19 protein-coding genes are annotated in these 21,272 nt (G+C 34.2%); 10 read left to right on the top strand and 9 right to left on the bottom strand.

Annotation, left to right across the window (positions count from 1 at the left end):
• Positions 1 to 6 precede the first annotated feature (6 nt).
• Positions 7 to 975 carry a KpsF/GutQ family sugar-phosphate isomerase gene (locus P8H68_RS10635; RefSeq protein ID WP_300324695.1) on the bottom strand — a complete coding sequence of 323 codons (969 nt, stop codon included), beginning with the start codon at positions 973 to 975 and terminating at the stop codon, positions 7 to 9.
• Positions 976 to 1,051: 76 nt separating this feature from the next.
• Between P8H68_RS10635 and P8H68_RS10630 the strand changes: the two genes are divergently transcribed.
• Genes P8H68_RS10630 through P8H68_RS10615 form a run of 4 tightly spaced genes read left to right on the top strand, consistent with a single transcriptional unit; the run spans position 1,052 to position 5,535 of the window.
• Positions 1,052 to 3,253 carry an ATP-dependent DNA helicase RecQ gene (locus P8H68_RS10630; protein WP_300324715.1) on the top strand — a complete coding sequence of 734 codons (2,202 nt, stop codon included), beginning with the start codon at positions 1,052 to 1,054 and terminating at the stop codon, positions 3,251 to 3,253.
• A gap of 33 nt (positions 3,254 to 3,286) precedes the next feature.
• The gene (ppk2, locus tag P8H68_RS10625; protein WP_300324692.1) at positions 3,287 to 4,144 is read left to right on the top strand and encodes a polyphosphate kinase 2; all 858 of its coding nucleotides are present in this window, start codon (positions 3,287 to 3,289) and stop codon (positions 4,142 to 4,144) included.
• Between the two features lie 45 nt (positions 4,145 to 4,189).
• Positions 4,190 to 4,978 (top strand): polyphosphate kinase 2, encoded by a 789-nt coding sequence (gene ppk2 / locus P8H68_RS10620; protein ID WP_300324689.1) that lies wholly within the window; start codon positions 4,190 to 4,192, stop codon positions 4,976 to 4,978.
• A 2-nt stretch (positions 4,979 to 4,980) separates the two neighbouring features.
• Positions 4,981 to 5,535 carry a DNA mismatch repair protein MutS gene (locus P8H68_RS10615; protein WP_300324687.1) on the top strand — a complete coding sequence of 185 codons (555 nt, stop codon included), beginning with the start codon at positions 4,981 to 4,983 and terminating at the stop codon, positions 5,533 to 5,535.
• Here the strand turns inward: P8H68_RS10615 and P8H68_RS10610 are convergent, their stop codons facing one another.
• Positions 5,536 to 6,444 (bottom strand): hypothetical protein, encoded by a 909-nt coding sequence (locus tag P8H68_RS10610; protein WP_300324684.1) that lies wholly within the window; start codon positions 6,442 to 6,444, stop codon positions 5,536 to 5,538.
• Positions 6,445 to 6,568: 124 nt separating this feature from the next.
• Between P8H68_RS10610 and P8H68_RS10605 the strand changes: the two genes are divergently transcribed.
• Complete coding sequence (locus tag P8H68_RS10605) at positions 6,569 to 7,711, top strand: cysteine desulfurase family protein (protein WP_300324681.1); 1,143 nt, start codon at positions 6,569 to 6,571, stop codon at positions 7,709 to 7,711.
• A gap of 3 nt (positions 7,712 to 7,714) precedes the next feature.
• On the opposite strand, the gene P8H68_RS10600 is transcribed toward P8H68_RS10605, so the two are convergent.
• The 5 genes from P8H68_RS10600 to P8H68_RS10580 form a co-directional block, all read right to left on the bottom strand.
• A complete protein-coding gene (locus P8H68_RS10600) occupies positions 7,715 to 7,936 on the bottom strand; it encodes a hypothetical protein (RefSeq protein ID WP_300324678.1) in 222 nt (73 codons plus the stop codon).
• A 169-nt stretch (positions 7,937 to 8,105) separates the two neighbouring features.
• Positions 8,106 to 9,107: a M28 family metallopeptidase gene (locus tag P8H68_RS10595; protein ID WP_300324674.1), complete on the bottom strand. Its 1,002-nt coding sequence runs from the start codon at positions 9,105 to 9,107 to the stop codon at positions 8,106 to 8,108.
• Positions 9,108 to 9,142: 35 nt separating this feature from the next.
• On the bottom strand, positions 9,143 to 9,937 hold the full coding sequence (locus P8H68_RS10590) for an ABC transporter ATP-binding protein (RefSeq protein ID WP_300324671.1): 795 nt from the start codon (positions 9,935 to 9,937) through the stop codon (positions 9,143 to 9,145).
• Positions 9,937 to 10,965: an iron ABC transporter permease gene (locus P8H68_RS10585; protein WP_300324713.1), complete on the bottom strand. Its 1,029-nt coding sequence runs from the start codon at positions 10,963 to 10,965 to the stop codon at positions 9,937 to 9,939. Before P8H68_RS10585 ends, P8H68_RS10590 begins: the two co-directional genes overlap by 1 nt.
• Before the next feature lie 6 nt (positions 10,966 to 10,971).
• The gene (locus P8H68_RS10580) at positions 10,972 to 11,544 is read right to left on the bottom strand and encodes a non-canonical purine NTP diphosphatase (RefSeq protein ID WP_300324668.1); all 573 of its coding nucleotides are present in this window, start codon (positions 11,542 to 11,544) and stop codon (positions 10,972 to 10,974) included.
• A 151-nt stretch (positions 11,545 to 11,695) separates the two neighbouring features.
• On the opposite strand from P8H68_RS10580, the gene P8H68_RS10575 reads away from it, so the two are divergent.
• Both P8H68_RS10575 and P8H68_RS10570 read left to right on the top strand, forming a co-directional pair.
• Positions 11,696 to 12,550 (top strand): YHYH protein, encoded by an 855-nt coding sequence (locus tag P8H68_RS10575; protein WP_300324665.1) that lies wholly within the window; start codon positions 11,696 to 11,698, stop codon positions 12,548 to 12,550.
• 29 nt (positions 12,551 to 12,579) lie between these two features.
• Positions 12,580 to 13,098, top strand: coding sequence for a hypothetical protein (locus tag P8H68_RS10570; protein ID WP_300324663.1), 519 nt, complete (start codon positions 12,580 to 12,582; stop codon positions 13,096 to 13,098).
• 14 nt (positions 13,099 to 13,112) lie between these two features.
• Here the strand turns inward: P8H68_RS10570 and P8H68_RS10565 are convergent, their stop codons facing one another.
• On the bottom strand, positions 13,113 to 14,978 hold the full coding sequence (locus P8H68_RS10565; RefSeq protein ID WP_300324660.1) for a sulfatase-like hydrolase/transferase: 1,866 nt from the start codon (positions 14,976 to 14,978) through the stop codon (positions 13,113 to 13,115).
• A gap of 419 nt (positions 14,979 to 15,397) precedes the next feature.
• On the opposite strand from P8H68_RS10565, the gene P8H68_RS10560 reads away from it, so the two are divergent.
• From P8H68_RS10560 to P8H68_RS10550, 3 genes are all read left to right on the top strand, one after another.
• The gene (locus tag P8H68_RS10560; RefSeq protein ID WP_300324656.1) at positions 15,398 to 16,426 is read left to right on the top strand and encodes a family 16 glycosylhydrolase; all 1,029 of its coding nucleotides are present in this window, start codon (positions 15,398 to 15,400) and stop codon (positions 16,424 to 16,426) included.
• A 111-nt stretch (positions 16,427 to 16,537) separates the two neighbouring features.
• Positions 16,538 to 17,203: an SCO family protein gene (locus P8H68_RS10555; protein ID WP_300324653.1), complete on the top strand. Its 666-nt coding sequence runs from the start codon at positions 16,538 to 16,540 to the stop codon at positions 17,201 to 17,203.
• Between the two features lie 68 nt (positions 17,204 to 17,271).
• On the top strand, positions 17,272 to 19,491 hold the full coding sequence (locus P8H68_RS10550; protein WP_300324650.1) for a DUF748 domain-containing protein: 2,220 nt from the start codon (positions 17,272 to 17,274) through the stop codon (positions 19,489 to 19,491).
• 63 nt (positions 19,492 to 19,554) lie between these two features.
• Here the strand turns inward: P8H68_RS10550 and P8H68_RS10545 are convergent, their stop codons facing one another.
• Positions 19,555 to 20,874: a hypothetical protein gene (locus tag P8H68_RS10545; RefSeq protein WP_300324647.1), complete on the bottom strand. Its 1,320-nt coding sequence runs from the start codon at positions 20,872 to 20,874 to the stop codon at positions 19,555 to 19,557.
• Between the last annotated feature and the right edge of the window lie 398 nt (positions 20,875 to 21,272).

Genomic DNA, 21,272 nt, shown 5'->3' with positions numbered 1-21,272 from the left:
ATGATTTTAAAATATTCCTTCTTTGATAAGATCGTGTAAATGAATGATTCCAATATATTCTTTTTTATCATTCAAAACCAATACTTGTGTAATACCAAAATTCTCTAAAGTATTCAAAGCATCAATTGCCATAGCATCCGCATCCAAAGTTTTTGGATTTGTCGACATGATGTCTTTTGCTTTTAATTGAGAAATATCACTGTGTTTTTCTAACATTCTACGGATATCTCCATCCGTAATCATTCCAGAAATAACTCCGTTGTCTAAAACGGCGGCAGCACCCAATCTTTTTTTAGAGATTTCTATAATCACATCTTTCACATTCGTTTCTGGAGTAACAGCTGGCACAGTATCAGTATTTACCAAATCATTAACTCTTAAATACAAACGTTTTCCTAGAGCTCCTCCTGGATGGTATTTTGCGAAATCTTTACTTGAGAAATCTTTTAGATCTAGCAAACATATAGCCAAAGCATCTCCCATAACCAATTGAGCAGTAGTACTTGTAGTGGGCGCAAGATTGTTAGGACAAGCTTCTTTTTCAACGGCACAATTCAATACAAAATCTGCATTGGTTGCTAAAAAAGAATCAGGATTACCCGTTAAGGCAATTATTTTATTTCCATAGTTTTGAATGAAAGGAACCAAGACTTTTATCTCAGGCGTATTACCACTTTTCGAGATACAAATGACAGTATCTTCTTCCTGAATATTTCCAAGATCTCCATGGATTGCATCAGCAGCGTGCATAAAGATAGCTGGCGTACCTGTAGAGTTCATTGTAGCCACAATTTTGTTCGCAATAATGGCACTTTTACCAATACCTGTAATAATTACCCTTCCTTTAGAATTAAATATGAAATTTACTGCCTTTTCAAAATCAGAATTGATTAATTTTTTTAAATTCGCTATCGCTTTACTTTCTATGTCAATAGTAAGCAAGGCTTTGTCAATAATTGTATTCGTGTTTTTCAAAAGTTTTAATTTTGTAGAATAAAAAAAAGTGATACCTTTATTTGCAAATGTATCTAAAAATAGATTAGGAAAGGTAATGAATAGAAAGGAAATTGACTTGCATGGTCCTTTAAAAAAGTTTTTCGGATTTTCAAAATTCAAGGGCTTACAGGAAGATGTAATTAGAAGTATAGTTGCTGGAGATAACACTTTTGCAATTATGCCAACAGGAGGAGGGAAATCATTGTGTTATCAGTTACCAGCCTTGATGAAAGAAGGAACAGCAATCGTGGTTTCTCCACTGATTGCTTTGATGAAAAATCAAGTGGATGCGATTCGTGGAATTTCTGAAAATGATGGAATTGCACATGTATTGAATTCTTCATTAAATAAAACTGAAATAACAAGGGTTAAAACAGATATTGAGAACGGATTGACCAAGTTGTTATACGTAGCTCCAGAATCGTTGATAAAAGAAGAATATGTTGAGTTTTTAAAATCTCAAACAATATCATTTGTAGCGATTGATGAGGCACATTGTATATCAGAATGGGGACACGACTTTAGACCGGAATACAGAAATCTTCGAAATATTATAAAAAACATTGATAATGTACCTGTAATCGGTTTGACTGCAACAGCGACTGAAAAGGTGCAAGAAGATATTTTAAAAACATTAGGTATTTCTGATGCAAATAGGTTCAAAGCTTCGTTTAATAGACCCAATTTGTTTTATGATGTAAGACCCAAAACGAATGATATTTATAGTGATATGATTCGTTTTGTTCGTGGGTACCAAGGGAAATCAGGTGTGATTTATTGCTTGAGTAGAAAAAAGGTAGAAGAAGTTGCTCAAATTCTTCAAGTGAATGGTGTCAAAGCAATGCCTTATCACGCAGGGTTGGATGCTAAAACCAGAGCAAAACATCAGGATATGTTTTTGATGGAAGATACGGATGTGATTGTAGCAACCATAGCTTTTGGAATGGGGATAGATAAACCTGATGTGCGTTTTGTGATTCACCATGATATACCAAAAAGTTTAGAAAGTTATTACCAAGAAACAGGTAGAGCAGGTAGAGATGATGGTGAAGGGTATTGTTTGGCCTACTACTCGTATAAAGATATTGAGAAGCTAGAGAAATTTATGTCTAGCAAGCCAGTGGCAGAGCAGGAAATTGGACATGCTTTGTTACAAGAAGTTGTAGGCTATGCTGAGACTTCAATGAGTAGACGAAAGTATTTATTGCATTATTTCGGAGAAGAATTTGATGAGGTAAATGGTTTGGGTGCTGATATGGATGATAATACGAGAACTCCAAAACCAAAAGTAGAGGCTGGAGAAGAAGTAAAGATATTATTATCTGTTGTAAGAGATTCAAAAGAAAAATACAAAGCAAAAGATATAGTGGCAACCTTGATAGGAAAGGAGAATGCCATGTTGAATTCCCATAAAACACCTGAAAGACCATTTTTTGGTGTCGGTAAAAACCACAAGGCGGATTATTGGATGGCTTTGATCAGACAAACTTTTGTTGTTGATCTATTAAAAAAAGAGATAGAACAATACGGCGTTCTTAAAATGACAGAATCGGGTCATGATTTTATAGCAAATCCACGTTCGTTTATGATGACCGCTGATCATACTTATACACACACAGAAAATGTGGGGGAAGGAGTTGTAAACTCTAAAGCTCAAGGTGGAGTAAGCGATCAGAAGTTGATGGGTATTTTAAAAGACTTGAGAAAAAAAGTAGCGAAGAAAAAAGGAGTTCCTCCTTTTGCTATTTTTCAAGACCCAAGTTTAGAAGCCATGGCCTTAAGATATCCAATAACAATTGAGGAGTTGTCTAATGTGCATGGTGTGGGTGATGGAAAAGCAAGAAAGTTTGGAAAAGATTTTATTGCTGTTATTGAAGCCTATGTAAGTGAAAATGACATTGTTCGTCCAGATGATTTAATCGTCAAAGGAACAGGTGTTAAGTCTGGTTTGAAATTATACATTATTCAAAATACGGATAGAAAATTATCTCTAGAAGATATTTCTAAATCAAAAGGTTTAGAGATGGATCAATTGATAAAAGAGATAGAAACTATTGTGTATTCAGGTACAAAATTGGATATTTCTTATTGTATTGATGATATATTAGATGAGGACCAACAAGAAGAAATTATGGAGTACTTTATGGATTCTGAGACAGATGATATACAGGCTGCCATGGATGAATTTGATGGTGATTATGAAGAGGAGGATATGCGTTTGATGCGTATTAAATTTTTAAGCGAAGTAGCGAATTGATACTTTGTAAAATTGGAAAAAGAAATTAAGAGTATGGAAGAAAATCAAAGCTTGTCTTTAGAAGAAATAGAAAAAATAAGCACCAAGGAAGGTTTAAAAGAACTGCTTGCTCAGAAAGGTGGAAAGTATAAAACAATACTTGATAGCATAGCATATGAGGAAGAACTAAAAAAGCTTCAAGTTGAGTTGGTGAAATTCCAACAATGGGTTGCTAAAAATAACAAGAGAGTTGCGGTAATTTTTGAAGGAAGAGATGCCGCTGGTAAAGGAGGGGCTATTAGAAGGTTTATGGAACATTTAAGTCCAAGAACGTCTCGATTAGTTGCCTTGAATAAACCTACGGATATAGAACGTGGTCAGTGGTATTTTATGCGTTATATCAAAGAATTACCAAATCCTGGTGAAATCGTGTTTTTTGATAGAAGTTGGTACAACCGTGCTGTAGTAGAACCTGTAATGGGGTTTTGTGACGACAATCAATATAACGAGTTTATGTCTCAGGTGCCAGAATTTGAACACATGCTTTATGAAGATGGTTTGATCATTATTAAGTTCTGGTTGTCTATCTCAAAAGATGAACAAGAAAAGAGATTTAATTCCAGAATGAAAAATCCATTGAAACGATGGAAATTTAGTCCTGTGGATCAAAAAGGACAAGAATTGTGGGATAAATATTCTCATTTTAAGGAACAAATGTATAGTAAAACGCATACGAGTTATAGTCCTTGGGTGATTGTAAAAACAAACAACAAAGAGGTTGCCAGGTTGGAATGTATCAGGTATGTATTATCTAAGTTTGAGTATGACGGAAAAGATTTCTCTGAAACAAGTTTGTTTCCAGATCCAAATGTAATCATGCATTATTTTAGATCGTCCCACTCTATAGATTAAGGGGTTTTTAGAATTTAAGTATTAAAAAATTGAATTGCGAATAAGATGGAAGGAAGCCTAGAAGGAAAACCTGTTATAGACAAATTGAATACCAAAATTGGTATCAAAGGATTGTTGGGGAAAGATGGAATAAATATAGAACGTGCCTTGCGTGTGCATGACTATGAGAAAAAACTGAAGAAACTTCAAGTTCAGTTGATTAAAATGCAAACGGAGGTTATAGAATCGAACCAACGAGTGATTGTTATTTTTGAGGGTAGAGATGCTGCAGGAAAAGGAGGAGCTATTAGAAGAATAACGGAAAGAATCAATCCACGTCATTTTAGAATTGTGGCTTTGAGAAAACCTTCTGAAGAGGAAAGTACTCAGTGGTATTTTCAGCGATATATAAGAAAATTCCCAAAGGCTGGTGAAATAGTTTTTTTCGATAGAAGTTGGTACAATAGAGCCGTTGTTGAACCTGTGAATGGATTCTGTACACAAGAAGAGTATGAGATTTTTATGAGTCAGGTAAATGATTTTGAAAAGATGATTACTCAATCGGGGATAAAACTTGTCAAAATTTATATGTCTATTAATAAAAGAGAGCAGGCAAAACGTTTTGATGAAATCAAGAAAAATCCATTGAAACAATGGAAGATGACTACAGTAGATGAAGTTGCTCAAGGCTTATGGGATGAGTATACAAAGTATAAAACGAAGATGTTTGAAAATACGCCTGAAGATGGAATTCCATGGAAAATAATCAAGGCCAACAGAAAAACATCTGCAAGAATTGGGGCTATAGAATATTTGTTGTCTCAAATATCTTACGATAAGAAACGAGAAGTGTAGCAATGAAATTTAGTAAAGGAGATAAGGTAGCTGTTTTGGATGATGCTATCCGTGGTGTTGTGGTTTCCGTTGATAAAGCTAAGGTTATAATTGAAGATGAGCTTGGGTTTGAATTGACTTATGAAGAACGTCATTTGGTTAAAATTGCCAAGGATCAAAGTGAGCTGTCTAAATTTTCTGATATAAACAATCCTTTGTTGCGTGCCAAAACACAACCAGAGAAAAAGAAAAACTATCAGATTAAAAAAAATAAAAAGGAAGGTACCGTTCCACCTATGGAAGTGGATTTACATATTCAAAATTTGGTAAAGTCCACGAGAGGCATGCAGAATTTTGATATGTTGACTATCCAATTAGATACGGCAAAGCACAAACTCGAATTTGCGATCCGTAAACGAATTCCACGTATTGTATTTATTCATGGAGTAGGAGAAGGGGTTCTACAAAAAGAATTACACTATTTGTTAGGGAGATATCCCGTAAAGATTTCTGAAGGTTCTTACCTCAAGTATGGTAAAGGTGCGACCGAAGTTTATATCATTCAAAGTAGAGGCTAATTACTCTACCACATCACCTGGATTTTCGGTAGAAGTAAATTCACCACTTTTGGTTCCGTAATTATAGCCATCTTGGTAATTAATGGTACTTGACTCATTGTAAAGTGTCAGCTCAGAAAACTCAAATCGCATCACATATTTATACGCGTAGGTGTTGGTCACAGGGCTTGCTGGTGTTATTGGATTCATGTCATCTTTATCCAGGTAATCAACAATCGTATTTACGTTGGTATCTGCAGTTTCAGACTCTTCTATAGAAGGAATTCCATCATTGTCGTCATCAGTGTCTAGGTAATTAGGGATACCATCTCCGTCCGTGTCAACTGTTTGAGGATCTCCTGTAGAAGTTGGTGGTAAGTTTGCTATTTGAATATCTTCGTTTATAGTAAGTTTGTTATCTCCATCATCGTCAATATCAATAAAATCAGGGTAACCGTCTCCATCTGTATCTAACCAAGTTCCCGTATTAGGGTCAATAACTTGTTCTACTTCTAAAGGAACACCATCATTATCATCTAAAGTAATGGTATTGGTGATATACAAATCTCCTTCTCCAAACCATTCTTCTGTAACAATAGGCGTAGAAGGAGGAATCTCTACACAGAAATAACTAGAAGTGATAGCATCGTTAAAAATTTTATAAAACATGGTGTTGTTTGTACCAGGCTCAATTCTAACAAGTACGCTATCCAATGGAGTTTTAAAAAAAACATCATCAGTATTGTCAATATTCAATTGAAGAATTAAGGATTCAGTACCGCTCGAAGTAATTTTATTCAATATGGTGTTTCCACAACTGTTAATAGTTAAGCCATCAAAATCAAAAGATGGAACGTTAAAATCTCCATCATCACAAGCTAATAAAAGGCTTAAAACAGCCAGAAAACCATATTTTTTCATTGTATCCATTGTATGAAACAAATGTAGGGGTTTTAAAGAGAATGTAAAAAGTGTTTTTTGTTAATTTTAATTGGATTACATTTGTTCTACGAGTGTAATATATGGCTTAGAATCTGCCTTTAATTCCGTTTCAATGAGAAAAGTTTATTTGGATAATGCTGCTACAACACCTGTGTTTGATGAGGTAATTGAAAGCATGGCTACTTCTATGAGAGAGAATTTTGGAAATCCATCTTCAACGCATCAATATGGTAGAACTGCTAAATCCTTAATTGAAACGTGTCGTAAAAATATAGCCCATAATTTAAATGTAAACTCAAGTGAAATCATCTTTACTTCCGGAGGTACAGAGGCAAACAATTTAATTTTAAGAAATGCGGTTCTTAATCTAGGAGTAGAAAAAATTATTACTTCTAAACTAGAACATCATGCTGTTTTAAAAACAGTAAATGAACTTCATATAGATTATGGAGTGGAAGTTGTTTATGTTGAAGAATCTAATGCAGGTGTTGTTGATATAGTTTCTTTAAGAAGTTTGCTAGGAACAGGGGATAAAAAGACATTGGTAAGTTTGATGTTTGTAAATAATGAAATCGGAACTATATTAGAAATAAAAAAAATAGCAAGTATTTGCAAAGAATACAATGCGTTTTTTCATTCAGATTCTGTGCAAGCGGTCGGACATTTTGATATTGATTTATCAGATTTAAATGTTGATTTTATCTCCGCAAGTGCTCATAAGTTTCACGGTCCTAAAGGAATCGGTTTTGCTTATTTTAAAAAAGGATTTGGTGTAAAACCAATGATTTTTGGTGGAGAACAAGAGAAAGGAGCAAGAGCAGGGACTGAGGCGGTACATTCTATTTTAGGAATGGATATAGCCTTGAAGACTTGTTTGGAAAGTTTGCAGAATGATTTGCAGCAGCTCTTGGATATGAAACGTTATTGCATTGATCAAATAAAAAGTGACATCCCCGCTGTAAAATTTAATGCAGGTTCTGATAATTTAGAAACGACTACAGTAACGGTACTAAACATAAAACTTCCAAAAGAAGTTCCTTTTTTAATGTTTAATCTAGACTTAAAGGGAATTGCTGTGTCGGGAGGAAGTGCTTGTCAAAGCGGAAGTAATAAAGGATCTCATGTATTAGAGGCCTTGTTAACCCCAGACGAAGCAACACATACTTCGCTGAGATTGTCTTTTTCAAAATTTACATCTAAAGATGATATAAATTATTTCGTAGCAACACTAAAAGAATTACTATCGAAGAAGTAATTCTTATGGTGTTAATCTACCTTTTAATCTTTTCTCAAATTTTTGCTTGATTGCAGTGATACGCTTCATTACATCCATAATGTTTGGATCTTTAGTTTCTTTGTAAATTTCATTTAACGAAAGAACTAATTCTTTGGCAGTATGTGAAGCTTTGATACGTTCATCTCTTGATTTAAATGTAGATACATTTTCCTCAAATTCTAAAGCTCTATCTAGTAATTCCATAGGTTTCTCTGAATGTTTAATTTCTGTTATTTGGGCAATATAATAAATTTGTTTGATTTTAAACCTTTAATGATAAAAAAATAAATAAATACTTTTATTGTTGATTTTTTAATCAATGCTTCTATATGGAAGTGTTTTTTTTGTTCTTTCTAGTAAACAGCGTTTTAAATTATTTTATATCTACTATTACCCTATTTTCACGATTGGCAATTTCCCATGCAGTATGAAAAACAAGTTTGGTTCTTTTTGTCAATAATTCATAATTTATTTTTTCTGCGGTATCGGTAGGTTTGTGATAATCTTTATGAACACCATTGAAATAAAAGATGATTGGAATATTGTTTTTCGCAAAATTATAATGGTCGGATCTGTAATAAAAACGGTTGGGGTCATTTTCATCATTATAGGTGTAATCTAAGTTTAGGTTCACAAATTCAGTATTTACCTGTTCAGAGATGTTATGTAACTCGGTACTTAATTTATCAGATCCTATTAAATACACATAATTTTTACTTCTCATATGGGCATCATCAACCCTACCAATCATATCGATATTTAAATTGGCAACATGATTTTTTAATGGAAATAATGGGTTCTGTACATACCATTTAGATCCATATAGTCCTTTTTCTTCTGCTGTGAGATGAAGGAATAAAATTGATCTCTTTGGACCATTTCCTTCATTTTTCGCTTTTTTAAACGCCTGAGCAATTTCTAAAACAGCTACCGTACCCGATCCATCATCGTCGGCTCCATTAAAAATATCAACCGCATCAGTTCCCAGATGATCGTAGTGAGCAGAAATGACAACTATTTCATCAGGTTTGCTTGTTCCTTCTATATACGCCACTACATTTTCAGAAGCTTTGACACCTCCCGGTAAAAATGATTTTGGAATTTCTTGAAAATAATCATCGTTACCAATGGGACTTTGGATTCCGTAGTCTTTGTATTGTTTCTTTAAAAATTCTGCCGCCAGTTTTTGACCTTCTTCACCAGTTTCTCGTCCTGTAAAATCATCTGATGCAAACGTATAAAGATTGGTTTTAAGTTCGTTTAAGGTAATTGTATTGGCATAGGTCACCACAGACTTTTCTTTGGTTGTTTCTTTTGTAGTGTTACAAGATAAAAGTATGGAAGTGAGGGCAATTGAGAAAAATAAGTGTTTCATGCGTATAAAGTATCAATGATATCTTATAAATGTACTTATTTTTTTAAAGTAAATTGTTTTAAATCGGGATTAAATACAATTTGATTTTTAGGAAAAATAGTTTCTAAATCTTTTGATTTGATAAGATTATCTATGGTTCCTGTCGTGAATTTGTTTTCTGTCATCAACCAAAGCTCATCTGCCAATTGCAAGGCTAAATTTACTTCATGAGTTGAAAGGATGATGGTTTTATTTGTTTTATGAACGAGGCTTTGAAGAATTTTAAAAACTTCTATTTTATGATGCAAATCTAAATGAGCTGTGGGTTCATCTAAAATAATGATATCAGTATCTTGTGCCAAGGCTCGTGCAATCATAACTTTTTGCAGTTGTCCATCGCTCAATTCATAATTCTTTTTAGTACAAATATCTTTGATATCCACCAATTCAATCGCTTGTTCAATACGCATTACATCTTCTTTAGAAAGTCTTCCCAACCAATTTGTATAAGGCTGTCTACCAAGTGCGATGAGTTCATAAACAGATAATTGACTTTCCGGTATTCTTTCCGTAAGTACCAAACTCATTTTTTTTGACAAATCTGCGGAAGAGATATTCAATAATTTTTCACCGTCGATATTAATGTCTCCTGATAATTTTTCTTGAGTCTTAGAAAGGGTTCTGAGTAAAGTAGATTTTCCGATTCCATTTCTACCTAACAAGCAAACCAATTTTCCCTTTGTTAAAGTGATGTTTAAATCTTTAGCAATACAATTTTCTTCATGTTTGCTAGAGTATCCAATGGATAGGTTTTTAGTTTGCAAAACGATATGTTGCTTAGTTCCCGCCATTATATCGTTGATTTTTGTTTACGGATTAACAACCAAATAACAATAGGAGCACCAAATAAAGAAGTGATCGCATTGATCGGTAGGGTATACTCACTATTGGGAACCTGTGCAATGGTATCACAAATCAACATCAAAATAGCTCCTGTAAAGGCAACAGAAGGAATTAAAACTTTGTGATCAGAGGTGTCAAATAAAAGTTTTGTAAGATGTGGAACTGCCAATCCAATAAAAGCAATGGGCCCCGAAAAAGCGGTGATAACACCTGTCATTAAACTGGTAACAACTAAAACTAAAGTGCGTGTTTTTTTGAGATTGATTCCCATACTTACAGCATAATTTTCACCTAAAAGCAAACCGTTTAAAGGTTTGATGCTTTTTAATAAAAAAAGAATACTGAAAAGAAGTATTCCAGAAAAAACACCTAATTCTTGCCAACTTAAATTACCCAAACTTCCAAAACTCCAAAATATAAATTGTTGTAGCAATTCGGCAGAACTAAAATAACTCAAAACATTAATTATAGCGGCACTAATACTTCCAAACATCAATCCGATGATCAGTATAGACATCGTATTTCGAATTTTTTTTATGGCGATGAGCACCACAGAAAGAACTAAGAAAGAACCAAGACTTGAGGCGATAGTAACACTATAACTTGAAGGAGAAAAGGCTCCCAAAAAGCTCCCTAAAAATGTAGATCCTAAAATTAGAACGGCCACTCCTAAGCTAGCTCCAGAGCTGATTCCTAAAACAAAAGGACCTGCCAAAGGATTTCTAAATAGTGTTTGCATAAGCAAACCACTTATTCCAAGACCAGAACCCACTAAAATAGCGGTAATTGATTTTGGAATTCTGAAATTCCATACAATATAATTCCAGCTCTCCTTACTTTCGTTGCTCCCAAAAATAATTTGAAACAAATCTTTGAAAGGAATATCTACAGAGCCCAAACTGATGTTTACCAACCAGGTTGCCATTAGGAGTATTCCTAAAAATAAGGCTTGTTTTGTGTATGTTTTTTGCGGAATCAAATATTATAATTTGTTTAAAAATGAAATCAGTTTTGAAACTGCCAATCCTCTATGACTGATTTTTCCTTTTTCATCCATGCTCATTTCAGCAAAAGAAATATCGTATCCTTTAGGTTTGAATATAGGGTCATAGCCAAAACCTTCTGAACCAGATTTTTTCTCTAATATTTCACCTTCACAAACACCTTGAAAAATATGTTGTTTACCATCCAAATTTAAAACAATTACAGTTCTGAATTTCGCATTTCTGTTGGTTTTTCCCTCCATTGCTGCCAATAATTTCTCCATGTTTTTTTCGGCATCCGCCTCTTCACCGGCGTATCTAGCGGAGTACACTCCTGGAGCTCCATTCAAGGCCTCAACTTCAAGACCTGTATCATCAGCAAAACAACTTAATTGGAAATTATCAGTAACATAGTTTGCTTTTATTTTGGCATTGCCTTCTAAAGTATCTTCCGTTTCTTCGATATCTTCATGACATTGAATACTTTCTAAAGAAAGAAGTTCTATGTTGGGCAACAAAGCGGCAACCTCTTTCGTTTTATTTTGGTTATGGGTGGCAAAAACAATTTTCATATCTCGGTAAGCTAACATTTTAAAAAGCAAAGATAGTTTTGATTTATGAATATATTGGCACTCGAAATATATTTTGTTTAGGTAGGGTTTTGCTATAATTAGTTGTTTTATTATTAGAACCCATATTACATAACTACTAAATTTATTCACAATGAACCAAACTACTAGATTATTTGAAAGCCTAAAACTGCTTATGATGAGTTTAATGGTGCTGTTATTTGTTAGCTGTTCTTCTGAAGCACAGACGGTAACAGCCGAAGACGAACTGATAGATAACGATGAACAAGTTGATCAAGAAGAGGAGCCTGAAGAAGAAGAAGAGGAGGAGCCTGAAAACACAAACTACGATATATCTTCAATTCTAGCGATGTTTGACAATGTAGAAGCAGTGAATTACTCTGTGTCTAATGGTACTGTCTCTATCAGCACTTCCAATTTACCAAATCATAAATCTCCGTATTATGCAGATACCGAATGGGCAGATGAAATGCAAACAGATTATACGGGTACCAATACTAACTTTCGATTGAACCCTAATAGAATAGGACAGCAGAATATTACTTTCTCAATAACGCTAAACCCTGAAGAAGCAACCAATAAAGAAGCGACACCTATGGGACCTATGGGGATATCTAGAAATGGCGTGGTATTTTTCAATCAATATGCAGCAGGTTTTTCTGCCTTGGATAATGAAATAGATTCCTTTGATCAATATTTAGGTCATCCTGCAGGAAATGATGCCTATCATTATCATATAGAACCAACGTATTTAACAGAAGAATTTGGAGATGATGCCTTGCTAGGATTACTTTTAGATGGATTTCCAGTGTATGGTCCGGTGGAGAATGGAACGATACTTTCTAGCGCCGACTTAGATGATTATCACGGACATTATGGAGCTACTACAGAATTTCCTGATGGAATTTATCATTATCATGTTTCTGCCGATGTGCCTTATATCAATGGCGATGGTTTCTACGGAACAGCAGGTTCAGTTTCAAGATAATGAAAAGGATATTTTACATAGTATTTTGTGTGCTAGTTTTTACTTCTTGTAAAAGTGAGCCTTTGGTAATTGATGAAACTGCCGAGGAAATACATGTTCAGAAAGGCGTTCTTTATTATAAAAACAGTCCTTTTTCGGGTTCCTTGGTGTCTTATTATGAGAATGGGAATCAAAAAAGATTCATCAAAATTTATCATAAAGGAAATCTCCATGGCAAAGAGTACTATTGGTTTGCTAATGGGAAATTAGCTTCGGAGAGAGCTTATTCTCATGGAATAAAAACCGGAAAGCATATTGGTTTTTGGCCTAATGAGACCTTGAAATTTGAATATTATTTTAATACAAAAGGACAACACCATGGAGAAGCCAATGAATGGTTCTCAAATGGTGTGCCTTTGCGTTCTTTTCATTATGTAAACGGAAAAGAGGAGGGCAGTCAAAAAATGTTCAAACCCGATGGAAGTTTAAGATCCAACTATGTGGTTCGTAATGGAGAACGCTTTGGCTTGATAGGTTTGAAAAAATGCGACGCGGTTTCAACTCTTTAAACCGATTACAGGGTTTATTTCAAATTTAATTTATGATCATGGGCTCCAGGAGAAAAATTACTTCGATAGACTTTTGTTCCGATGGCTTTTGTGGTTTTTCCAAAATTATCTCCCCCCCAATTGACCTCAGCTCTACCATCACCAATTACAATAGATAATAATTTATCTTTCATCTTTTCAGCGATTTTGCGGTAGTTTTTATCAAAAGCCACATTGTTCAATTCATCTGGATCTTTTTTCGTATCGTATAAAGCAGGGTCTAAATCTTTATAACTTGCCGTCATTGCCCAATCCATTTTTACACCGCGTTTTGAATTAGGACGTGTTTTGACAGAAAACATATAATCTTTGGTTCTGATGTAGGCTCTTGGTCCTATGGCATGATGACTTTCTCCGATGACATAATCTCTAGTAATGGCTTTTTTTGAAGCTACTTTTTCTAAATCAAAACCATCTAAATGATTGAACTCTTTTGCATGAATATCTGCGCCACCCGCATTTAAAATGGTAGGAGCGATGTCTACAAATTCTGTAAAATCTTTAACAACTTTTCCTTTTGGGAATTTCTTTTTATCTGAAGAAACAACAATTATTGGGTTATGACTGTCTATTTCCCAAGGCGTGTTTTTAGCGATTGAACCGTGTTCGTTTAGTTTCCATCCATGGTCACCACAAACATAAACAATCATCCAGGGTTGCTTGTTGTTATTGCTGTATTCAATAAATTCTTGGGTGGCTTTTCCTATTAAATCATCTCCATAGGCACAGAAGGCATAATAATCTCTCACCATTAGCTGTTTTTCCTCATCCGTAAAGTCGTCCGAATAGCTTTTTTTAACACGACCTTGGAAGGCTTTTGCCATTTTTTTGAATTCTTCTTTTGACAATTCCGGAATCTTGTAGTTTTTTTTATGAAAGCGCGCTCTATATTCCGCAGGTGGCAATACGGGAGTATGAGGAAAGTCGTAACCAATATGTGCAAATAATGGCTGAGCTGGATTGACTCCTTTAAATGCATGACTTCCTATATTGAATTCTTTATTTTTGTTTTTTAAATATTCAATAAACGCAGTGGTATAGTTTGCATCTCTTGTTTTACCGGCAGGTTGTGGACTTTCTCCTGCAAGAACTCCTTTTCCAAAAACAGTTTGAGGTTCGTTTTTTTGATTGTTGTACTTATAAAAAAGTCCGTACTTTTCATAGGCTGTTTTTGCCATTCCTTTGAATTGAGGGTTTTCTTTTTCAAGTTGTTCAGATTTGTAATAAATTTTACCAGAAGCATCTTTAAAATAAACCACACTTCTAATAGGTCTTTTAAGTTTTATACCGTCAATTTCTTTTAAAACAGAAACTTTTCCCCATTCCGCAAGTTTATCTGTATCCATTAATTTAAAGCTAATATCAGTTTGATAAATGGGGTAACTTTTTGCTTTTCCTTTGTCCAATGTTTTGATACGCACACCAAGCTTTCCAACATGAAAAGTTTGGTAGCCCAGTTTTGCCATTTCCTCAGGGAGCATCGGGTAAGAATTGTCGGTGTTGTTATTAAAGTATTCGAACTGATAAATTCCAGAGCGGAAAGGGTATCTTCCGTTATGCATAGAAGCTCTAGAAGGAGCACAACCTTGTGCCTGACAATAGGTGTTGATAAAAGTCGTTCCCATTTGAGCTAATTTGTCAACTTGAGGAGATTCTACATAGCCTAAAGCACTGTTTTCCCGATTGTGTAAAATCCTATTAAAAGCGTTGATGGCGTCATAACGCTGATCATCAGTTAATACCCAAAGAATATTTGGTTTCGGATTTTTTTTTGTTTCATAGGTTTTAAAAGAAGTTAAAACTATGAGCAATAATAATGCGGCCGTTTTTAATAATTTCATGATTGATTCTGAATAAGATAATTCGCATAAAAACGAATTAAAACATTTAAATAAAAATTACCTAACTGATTTATATGACAGGAATTTTGATGCTGTTTTCTACAAATCAATTAGATGTGCAAATTAATTATATCCACATATTTTTAATAACTAATGAAGTATACTCCTTCTATACAAACCAAAGTTTAAGGGATAATTTTTTTATAAAAATGTGGTAGTCTCACTTTTTAAACCGCAATGTTCAGTTGTTTATCAGTTCCTAAAATGGGGTGGTATAGATATTGAATAGGAGTAAAGTGGCTTGAACTATAGGGATTGGAATACATTTATCACAACCAATAAACCTTATAGCTAAGGTTGCTAATTTTAATCATAGAAACACATAAAAAAAGAATTGTGCTTCTATCAAATTTTAAACCATGAAACTCACAGTTAAACTTTTACTTCCAACTATTTTATTCAGTTTTTTAAATTGTACAACAAATCAAGAAAATGAAATTGTAGTCAATGAAGAGGTTATAAAAACAATAGAACCAAATATTGAGGATAGTAGCATTCCGTATTTTTTTGAAAATCAAAACCCAGTTCCTTCCGATAAAAAATGGGTGAAAGTAACTAATTTGTCTGATGAATTTGAAGGTGATGCCTTTGATCATGACAAGTGGTCGGATAGTCCAAAGTTTATTTGGGGCACTCAAGATAGAGGTTGGTATGGATCTAAAAGGTCTCTTTTTGATGAGAATAATGTTTCGGTACAAAACGGTTCTATGAATATAGAAGGAAAAATGTATGACACTCCGCAATACTCACCAAAGGATGATCTTAGCAAACCGGCTGTTAGAAAATATGGAGGTGCTTATGTCTATGGAAAAAATTTAATTGGACCTGGTTCGTATATAGAAGCTAGAATGAAAGCAAGTCAAACTGCCATGTCTGCAGCCTTTTGGCTGAAAAGTGAGACAAAACCCTGTGCAGATAATTTTAACGATGGAGAAAATCTTGAAATTGATATTCAAGAATGTGTGGGGGTTTTTACAGGAGAAAAAGGAGATGATTGGACCAATGATGATTGGGCGGTGACTTCAAACTGGGATAGAATTTTTCATTACAATACACACAGACATCCTTCTCCTTGTAATCAAATAGAGAATAGACAAACCAAAGGAGGGAAGTCAAACTTTGACAAAAAGAACTCCGCCGAGTTTCATGTATATGCTGCCTATTGGCATGCGGATGGAAAAATAATAGATTTTTATATCGATGGAAAATTAGAAGAATCCGTAACTCCTGTAATACCTTTTGAAGGAGAATTGAGGTTGATTATGTCAAGTAACTTTTATGATTGGATTGAAGAGATCTCACCATCAGAAATGGGATTTTTGAAACCACAAGAGGATCGGTTTACAAAATTTGATTGGGTAAGAGTTTGGACCTTAGTAAATAAGTAGTCTGTTTTGGTGATTACAAAAGCAGGTTCAAGTATCCATAAAATATTTTTTCAAGAGGATAAATGAGTTAGATGATTTGTATCTTTAGTGACATAAATTGAACTTTATTTTATGAGAAATTATCTATTTCTGTTGTTGTCGGCCCTTCTATTCATTGTATGTAAGGAAGCTAACAAAAATGAAAACAAACAAGAGGATACAGTACAAACTTTGCCCTTTTTTAATTCAGCTGATTTTACGCCAGAGTGGATAAAAAAAGAGAGCAAAGAATATAAAAATATTCATGAAATCCCACATTTTAGTTTTTTAAATCAAAACGGAGATACGATTGGCAAGAAAAATTATCTGGGTAAAATTTATGTAGCAGATTTTTTCTTTACAACGTGTACTGGAATTTGTAGAAGTTTGAGTTTGAATATGAAAACGCTTCAAGAGGAATTTAAAAATGATCCTGAGGTGCTATTGCTATCACATTCCGTAACACCAGAAATGGATTCCGTTCCAGTATTGAAAAAATATGCGGAAAATTATGGAGTAGATTCTAAAAAATGGAATTTGGTTACCGGAGAAAAAGAGGCGATTTATGAATTGGCTAGAACCGCTTATTTTTCTGATGAAGATTTTGTGAAAACCAAAGAAGCAAGCGAGTTTATCCACACAGAGAATTTTATTTTGGTAGATAAAAAAGGGAGAATTAGAGGTGTTTATAATGGTACCTTAAAATTAGGAATAAAACGTTTGATAAAGCATATTCAGTTGTTGAAGAATGAAGAGTAATTTTGTATATTTACCTTCCTAATTTTTAGAAGAAAAAAAATGATCCCTGCTAATTCAACCTGCTTACCTTGAAAAATAAAAAATTAAAAATTGTTCTAGGCGTTGTTGTGGTTTTTATAACGCTTATTTTGTGGTTGTTACCTGTTGTGGCTAAAAGTTTAATAGAGAAAAACGGGAAAGAATGGGTTGGTAGAAAAGTGACTGTAGAGGATATAGATGTAAATCTATTTACAGGAACCATAAAAGTTTTTGATTTTGATTTATACGAATCTGACGATATTTCTAGTTTTGTTTCTTTCGATACCTTGGTTTTAAACTCAAGACCCTATCATTATTTTACTTCAAAGATAACACTACAACAATTTTACGTTAAAAATTTAGCAACCAACATCATCAAAGAAAATGATTCTACATTTAATTTTGATAGTTTGATTGCTTTTTATGATACTCCCGTCGATTCTGTTGCACTAGAAGAAATAGAAATTGATACCACTGAGGTATTTAAATTTAGTTTGTCTGATATCGAATTTGTAAATGCTGAAATTTCTTTCCATGATAAGGTAATTGAAGAAGAGTTTGTGTTTCACGAATTGGATTTGTTGATCCCTAATATCGAATGGAATCAAGAAGATGAGAGCAATGCAGATTTAGAGTTTAATTTTAGAGACGGCGGTCGTTTTTATTCTTCAACGAATTTTGATCCTATCGAAGGTGGATTTAGTGCCAATATAGGATTGGAGGATTTAGATTTATCTGCCTATACCAAGTATCTACAAGAATTTTTATTGCTGGAGTCCGCAGGTGGATTGTTGAGTACCAATCTTAATTTTAATGGGAATACAAATTACCTAGATAGTTTGGCCATTGATGGTTTTGTTCGTTTGAATGATTTTAAAATGAATGATACCCTCAAAAAGCCTATTCTAAAAGCAGAAGAGATCAATTGTGTTTTTGAAAAATTAGAACCTTTACGAAATTCATTCCTGATAGATTCTATAAAATTGACAAAACCCTATGTGAGGTTTGATATGCATCAAACTACTACAAATTTTGAAACTTTTTTAAGACTCAATGAACCAACGGATTCTTTAGAAGTCGTTACAGCTGAATTAGAAGAAACGGGTGAGGTTGCCAATGATAGTGTACCGGAGTTGTATTACAGACTCAATTCTTTTGCAATTGACAATGGAACTTTACAGTTTAATGACATCACCACTTCTCAACCTTTTCAGTACAACCTTACCAGTATTGAAGTAGCATTAGACTCCATGGATAGTAAAACGGAGTGGGTGGACATGCAAGCTCAAATGTTGCTAAACAAAAGGGGGGTAATGAAGGTGGATCTAAGTTTCAACCCGATCGACCCGATGGAGTTAGAGCTGAAATATGTGATCTCAGGATTCAAACTAAACGACCTGAATATCTATTCTATGGATTATATGGGAGTTCCGGTGTTGGAAGGAGATATGTACTATAAAACAAATACTAAAATCCATAATGGCGAACTAGACAGTCAAAATAAGCTGATTGTGCATAATGCTACTTTAGGTGATAAAAGAGGAGGTTTGTATAACTTGCCGCTGAAATTCGCCTTGTTTTTGCTGAAAGATAAAGATGGCGTTGTCAATTTAGATGTTCCTGTTGGTGGCGATTTAAATGATCCTAGTGTAAGTGTCAATAGAATTGTTTGGTATTCCTTTAAAAATTTATTGGTCAAAACAGTGGCTGCTCCGGTGAAGTTCTTAGGAGGCTTGGTAGGAGGTGATCCAAAAGATTTAGAAACCTTTGAATTTTCTTATTTAGATACTGCCTTGAGTGATGCCCACTTGAAACAACTAGATAAATTGCAAGAGTTGGAGAAAAAGAAAGAAGGTTTGCTGATAAATATGTTGTATTTGAATGATGTAGAAATTGAAAAGAAACACATTGCCGTACAGCAAATAGGGAATGAGTTCAACAAGAAACATAGAAAAAAGAACTACCTAGAAGATGAAAAAGAATTCAAGTTGTATTTGTTAGAGAAAACCCAAAAAGATGCTACGGAAGCTACGATAGAAAAAATGTTGGATTCGGCCTTTGTAGAAGGGGCCTGTGTTTCTTTAGCAAGTCCGGTTTTAGTAGATTCTTTGGCAAGGGTATATGAAACAAAACGTTTCGAAGGAATTCGACAACAGCTGTTAGAAAGTGAAACCAAAAATCATATAAAGGTGTCCAAAGCAAAGCCTGATGATCCTGAAAATATAGCAAGCAAACCTATTTTTAAAATGGTGTACTCCATAGAAGAATAATATTTTCTTTGTGCGAAGAAAATCCCCCAATTCTATGTAGAATTGGGGGTTCTTTTTTTATCATTATTCCAGTTCTGTAATCGTGTAAATACTTACACCTCTGGTAGAGGCAATCAATAAATCATTATCACTAATGGCAACACTATTCACAGACTCACCGATGGGCAATTCCATTTTAGAAAATGCAGTTTTTAATAGATTTTGGCTGGTGTTATAATCAATCAAATAAAATCCAGCCCCACCAGCAGCCACATATAAAGTTTTGCTTTTGTAAACAAAAGAGTTGATCACATGGGAAACATTGTTTTCATTTAACAACTCACTTTTTAATTGTTGAGTGAGTAAGGCTGATTTCGTTTCGTTTTCGGCGGTTTCTATTTTAAACACCCCAATTCCTTCAGTTCCAAGGCTGACTATCAAATAATCTTTTTTGATGGCTAAGACACTGTGTTTCGCTTCTACATCTGTATTTGGATAGGTTCCTAAGCTAACCTCATAACTAAAAGTCATCACATCGGTTTCTTTAGAAATATCATAATAAAAAGCCTTTATACTATCATCATTGTCGTTATAGGCCAAGGCAACAAACTTATAATTCTTGTCTTCCGCCTCAATAGAAGTATCTAAAATATAAAGTCCTTGTGTTTCTCCTGAGGTATGTTCAATAATGGTATTTTCATTTTCGTTATAAGCAAAAATAATCCCAGAATTTCCACCTCCAGAACCCGTAATAATTCCATTTGTGGTTTGAACATTTCTAAGTTTGTTACCGAATATAGAATGATATAAATTTTTCTCAGTCAAACTTAATACTTCGGTTTCCTCATTTAATTTAATTTGATATCTGCCAAGAAAAGAAGGATGATTTCCTCCATAATGCACCTGGGCATCAAAGCCACCACCTACTAAAATATGATTTCTGTTAACAAAACCAACAGCATCAATATCCCTATCAGGTAATAATAAGGTTCCGGCAAGGCTAGGGAAAGCATCTTCAGGTGCCTCAATAATATCAATAGCACCAAAATAGGGAGCTCCAATAAGGCTATAAGAGGCAGCTATTCTTTTGTTTTTTACAGCCACATGGTTTGCGTTGAGCAGCACTTCTTCACCATCATGGTTTACATATAAAGGATCTACAATAGCATTCAAAGTAAGTTCCACGCTGTTTGTCGCAGCTGCGGATTTAGCAGCTTGACTTCCTGCGGGAAGTAAGTTTACCTGTTGATTGAAATGCGAAACACGACTATTGTCTTTCGTGACTTCAATAGCACAGTTTTCACAAATTAAGTCATCAGTGTTTTGGTCAATGGAGTCGTTGTCTTTGTCACAGGAGAGTACACACAGCAACAAAGAGCCTAGAATTAGTTTAATCTTTTTCATGATTTTTGGTTTTTAGGTTGTTATTGTCAGCAATAGATATAAGTTACTGAATTTTGAGGAAAAACAATAGCCTTCTAGTTTTAAATTAAGGTTTAATTGTTTGATACTAAGAGTTTCACTTGTGTTTATACTGTATAAAGGATCAAAATAATCTTAAGTATAATTAACTGATTGTGATATGGGTCGTAAGTAGGAATCTGTGGTGATTGGAGCCTCGTGTGAATGATATTAAAAATATTTTTCAAAAATGTATCTTCGAGAGCTTAATGGATTGTTGCTTTTTTTCGTTTGGGCGATAGATTCAATTAGAGTTCGGTGGCTGAGCCTGTCGAAGCCACTATTCTAGGAGTGATGTTGAAGCACGAAAAATTGTATCGAGAAGTGGTCCAATATTGTTT

The organism is Flavicella sp., from assembly GCF_029238425.1.
GTDB lineage: Bacteria > Bacteroidota > Bacteroidia > Flavobacteriales > Flavobacteriaceae > Flavicella.
The sequence above is the reverse complement of the archived record's forward strand: the minus strand, read 5'-3'. Positions and strand labels throughout refer to the sequence as shown.

Bases quoted from the DNA above. Each gene is read 5' to 3' on its own strand.
- P8H68_RS10630 (WP_300324715.1), top strand. From the start codon at position 1,052: ATGAATAGAAAGGAAATTGACTTGCATGGTCCTTTAAAAAAGTTTTTC.
- ppk2 (WP_300324692.1), top strand. From the start codon at position 3,287: ATGGAAGAAAATCAAAGCTTGTCTTTAGAAGAAATAGAAAAAATAAGC.
- ppk2 (WP_300324689.1), top strand. From the start codon at position 4,190: ATGGAAGGAAGCCTAGAAGGAAAACCTGTTATAGACAAATTGAATACC.
- P8H68_RS10615 (WP_300324687.1), top strand. From the start codon at position 4,981: ATGAAATTTAGTAAAGGAGATAAGGTAGCTGTTTTGGATGATGCTATC.
- P8H68_RS10610 (WP_300324684.1), bottom strand. From the start codon at position 6,444: ATGGATACAATGAAAAAATATGGTTTTCTGGCTGTTTTAAGCCTTTTA.
- P8H68_RS10605 (WP_300324681.1), top strand. From the start codon at position 6,569: ATGAGAAAAGTTTATTTGGATAATGCTGCTACAACACCTGTGTTTGAT.
- P8H68_RS10600 (WP_300324678.1), bottom strand. From the start codon at position 7,936: ATGGAATTACTAGATAGAGCTTTAGAATTTGAGGAAAATGTATCTACA.
- P8H68_RS10595 (WP_300324674.1), bottom strand. From the start codon at position 9,107: ATGAAACACTTATTTTTCTCAATTGCCCTCACTTCCATACTTTTATCT.
- P8H68_RS10590 (WP_300324671.1), bottom strand. From the start codon at position 9,937: ATGGCGGGAACTAAGCAACATATCGTTTTGCAAACTAAAAACCTATCC.
- P8H68_RS10580 (WP_300324668.1), bottom strand. From the start codon at position 11,544: ATGAAAATTGTTTTTGCCACCCATAACCAAAATAAAACGAAAGAGGTT.
- P8H68_RS10575 (WP_300324665.1), top strand. From the start codon at position 11,696: ATGAACCAAACTACTAGATTATTTGAAAGCCTAAAACTGCTTATGATG.
- P8H68_RS10565 (WP_300324660.1), bottom strand. From the start codon at position 14,978: ATGAAATTATTAAAAACGGCCGCATTATTATTGCTCATAGTTTTAACT.
- P8H68_RS10560 (WP_300324656.1), top strand. From the start codon at position 15,398: ATGAAACTCACAGTTAAACTTTTACTTCCAACTATTTTATTCAGTTTT.
- P8H68_RS10555 (WP_300324653.1), top strand. From the start codon at position 16,538: ATGAGAAATTATCTATTTCTGTTGTTGTCGGCCCTTCTATTCATTGTA.
- P8H68_RS10545 (WP_300324647.1), bottom strand. From the start codon at position 20,874: ATGAAAAAGATTAAACTAATTCTAGGCTCTTTGTTGCTGTGTGTACTC.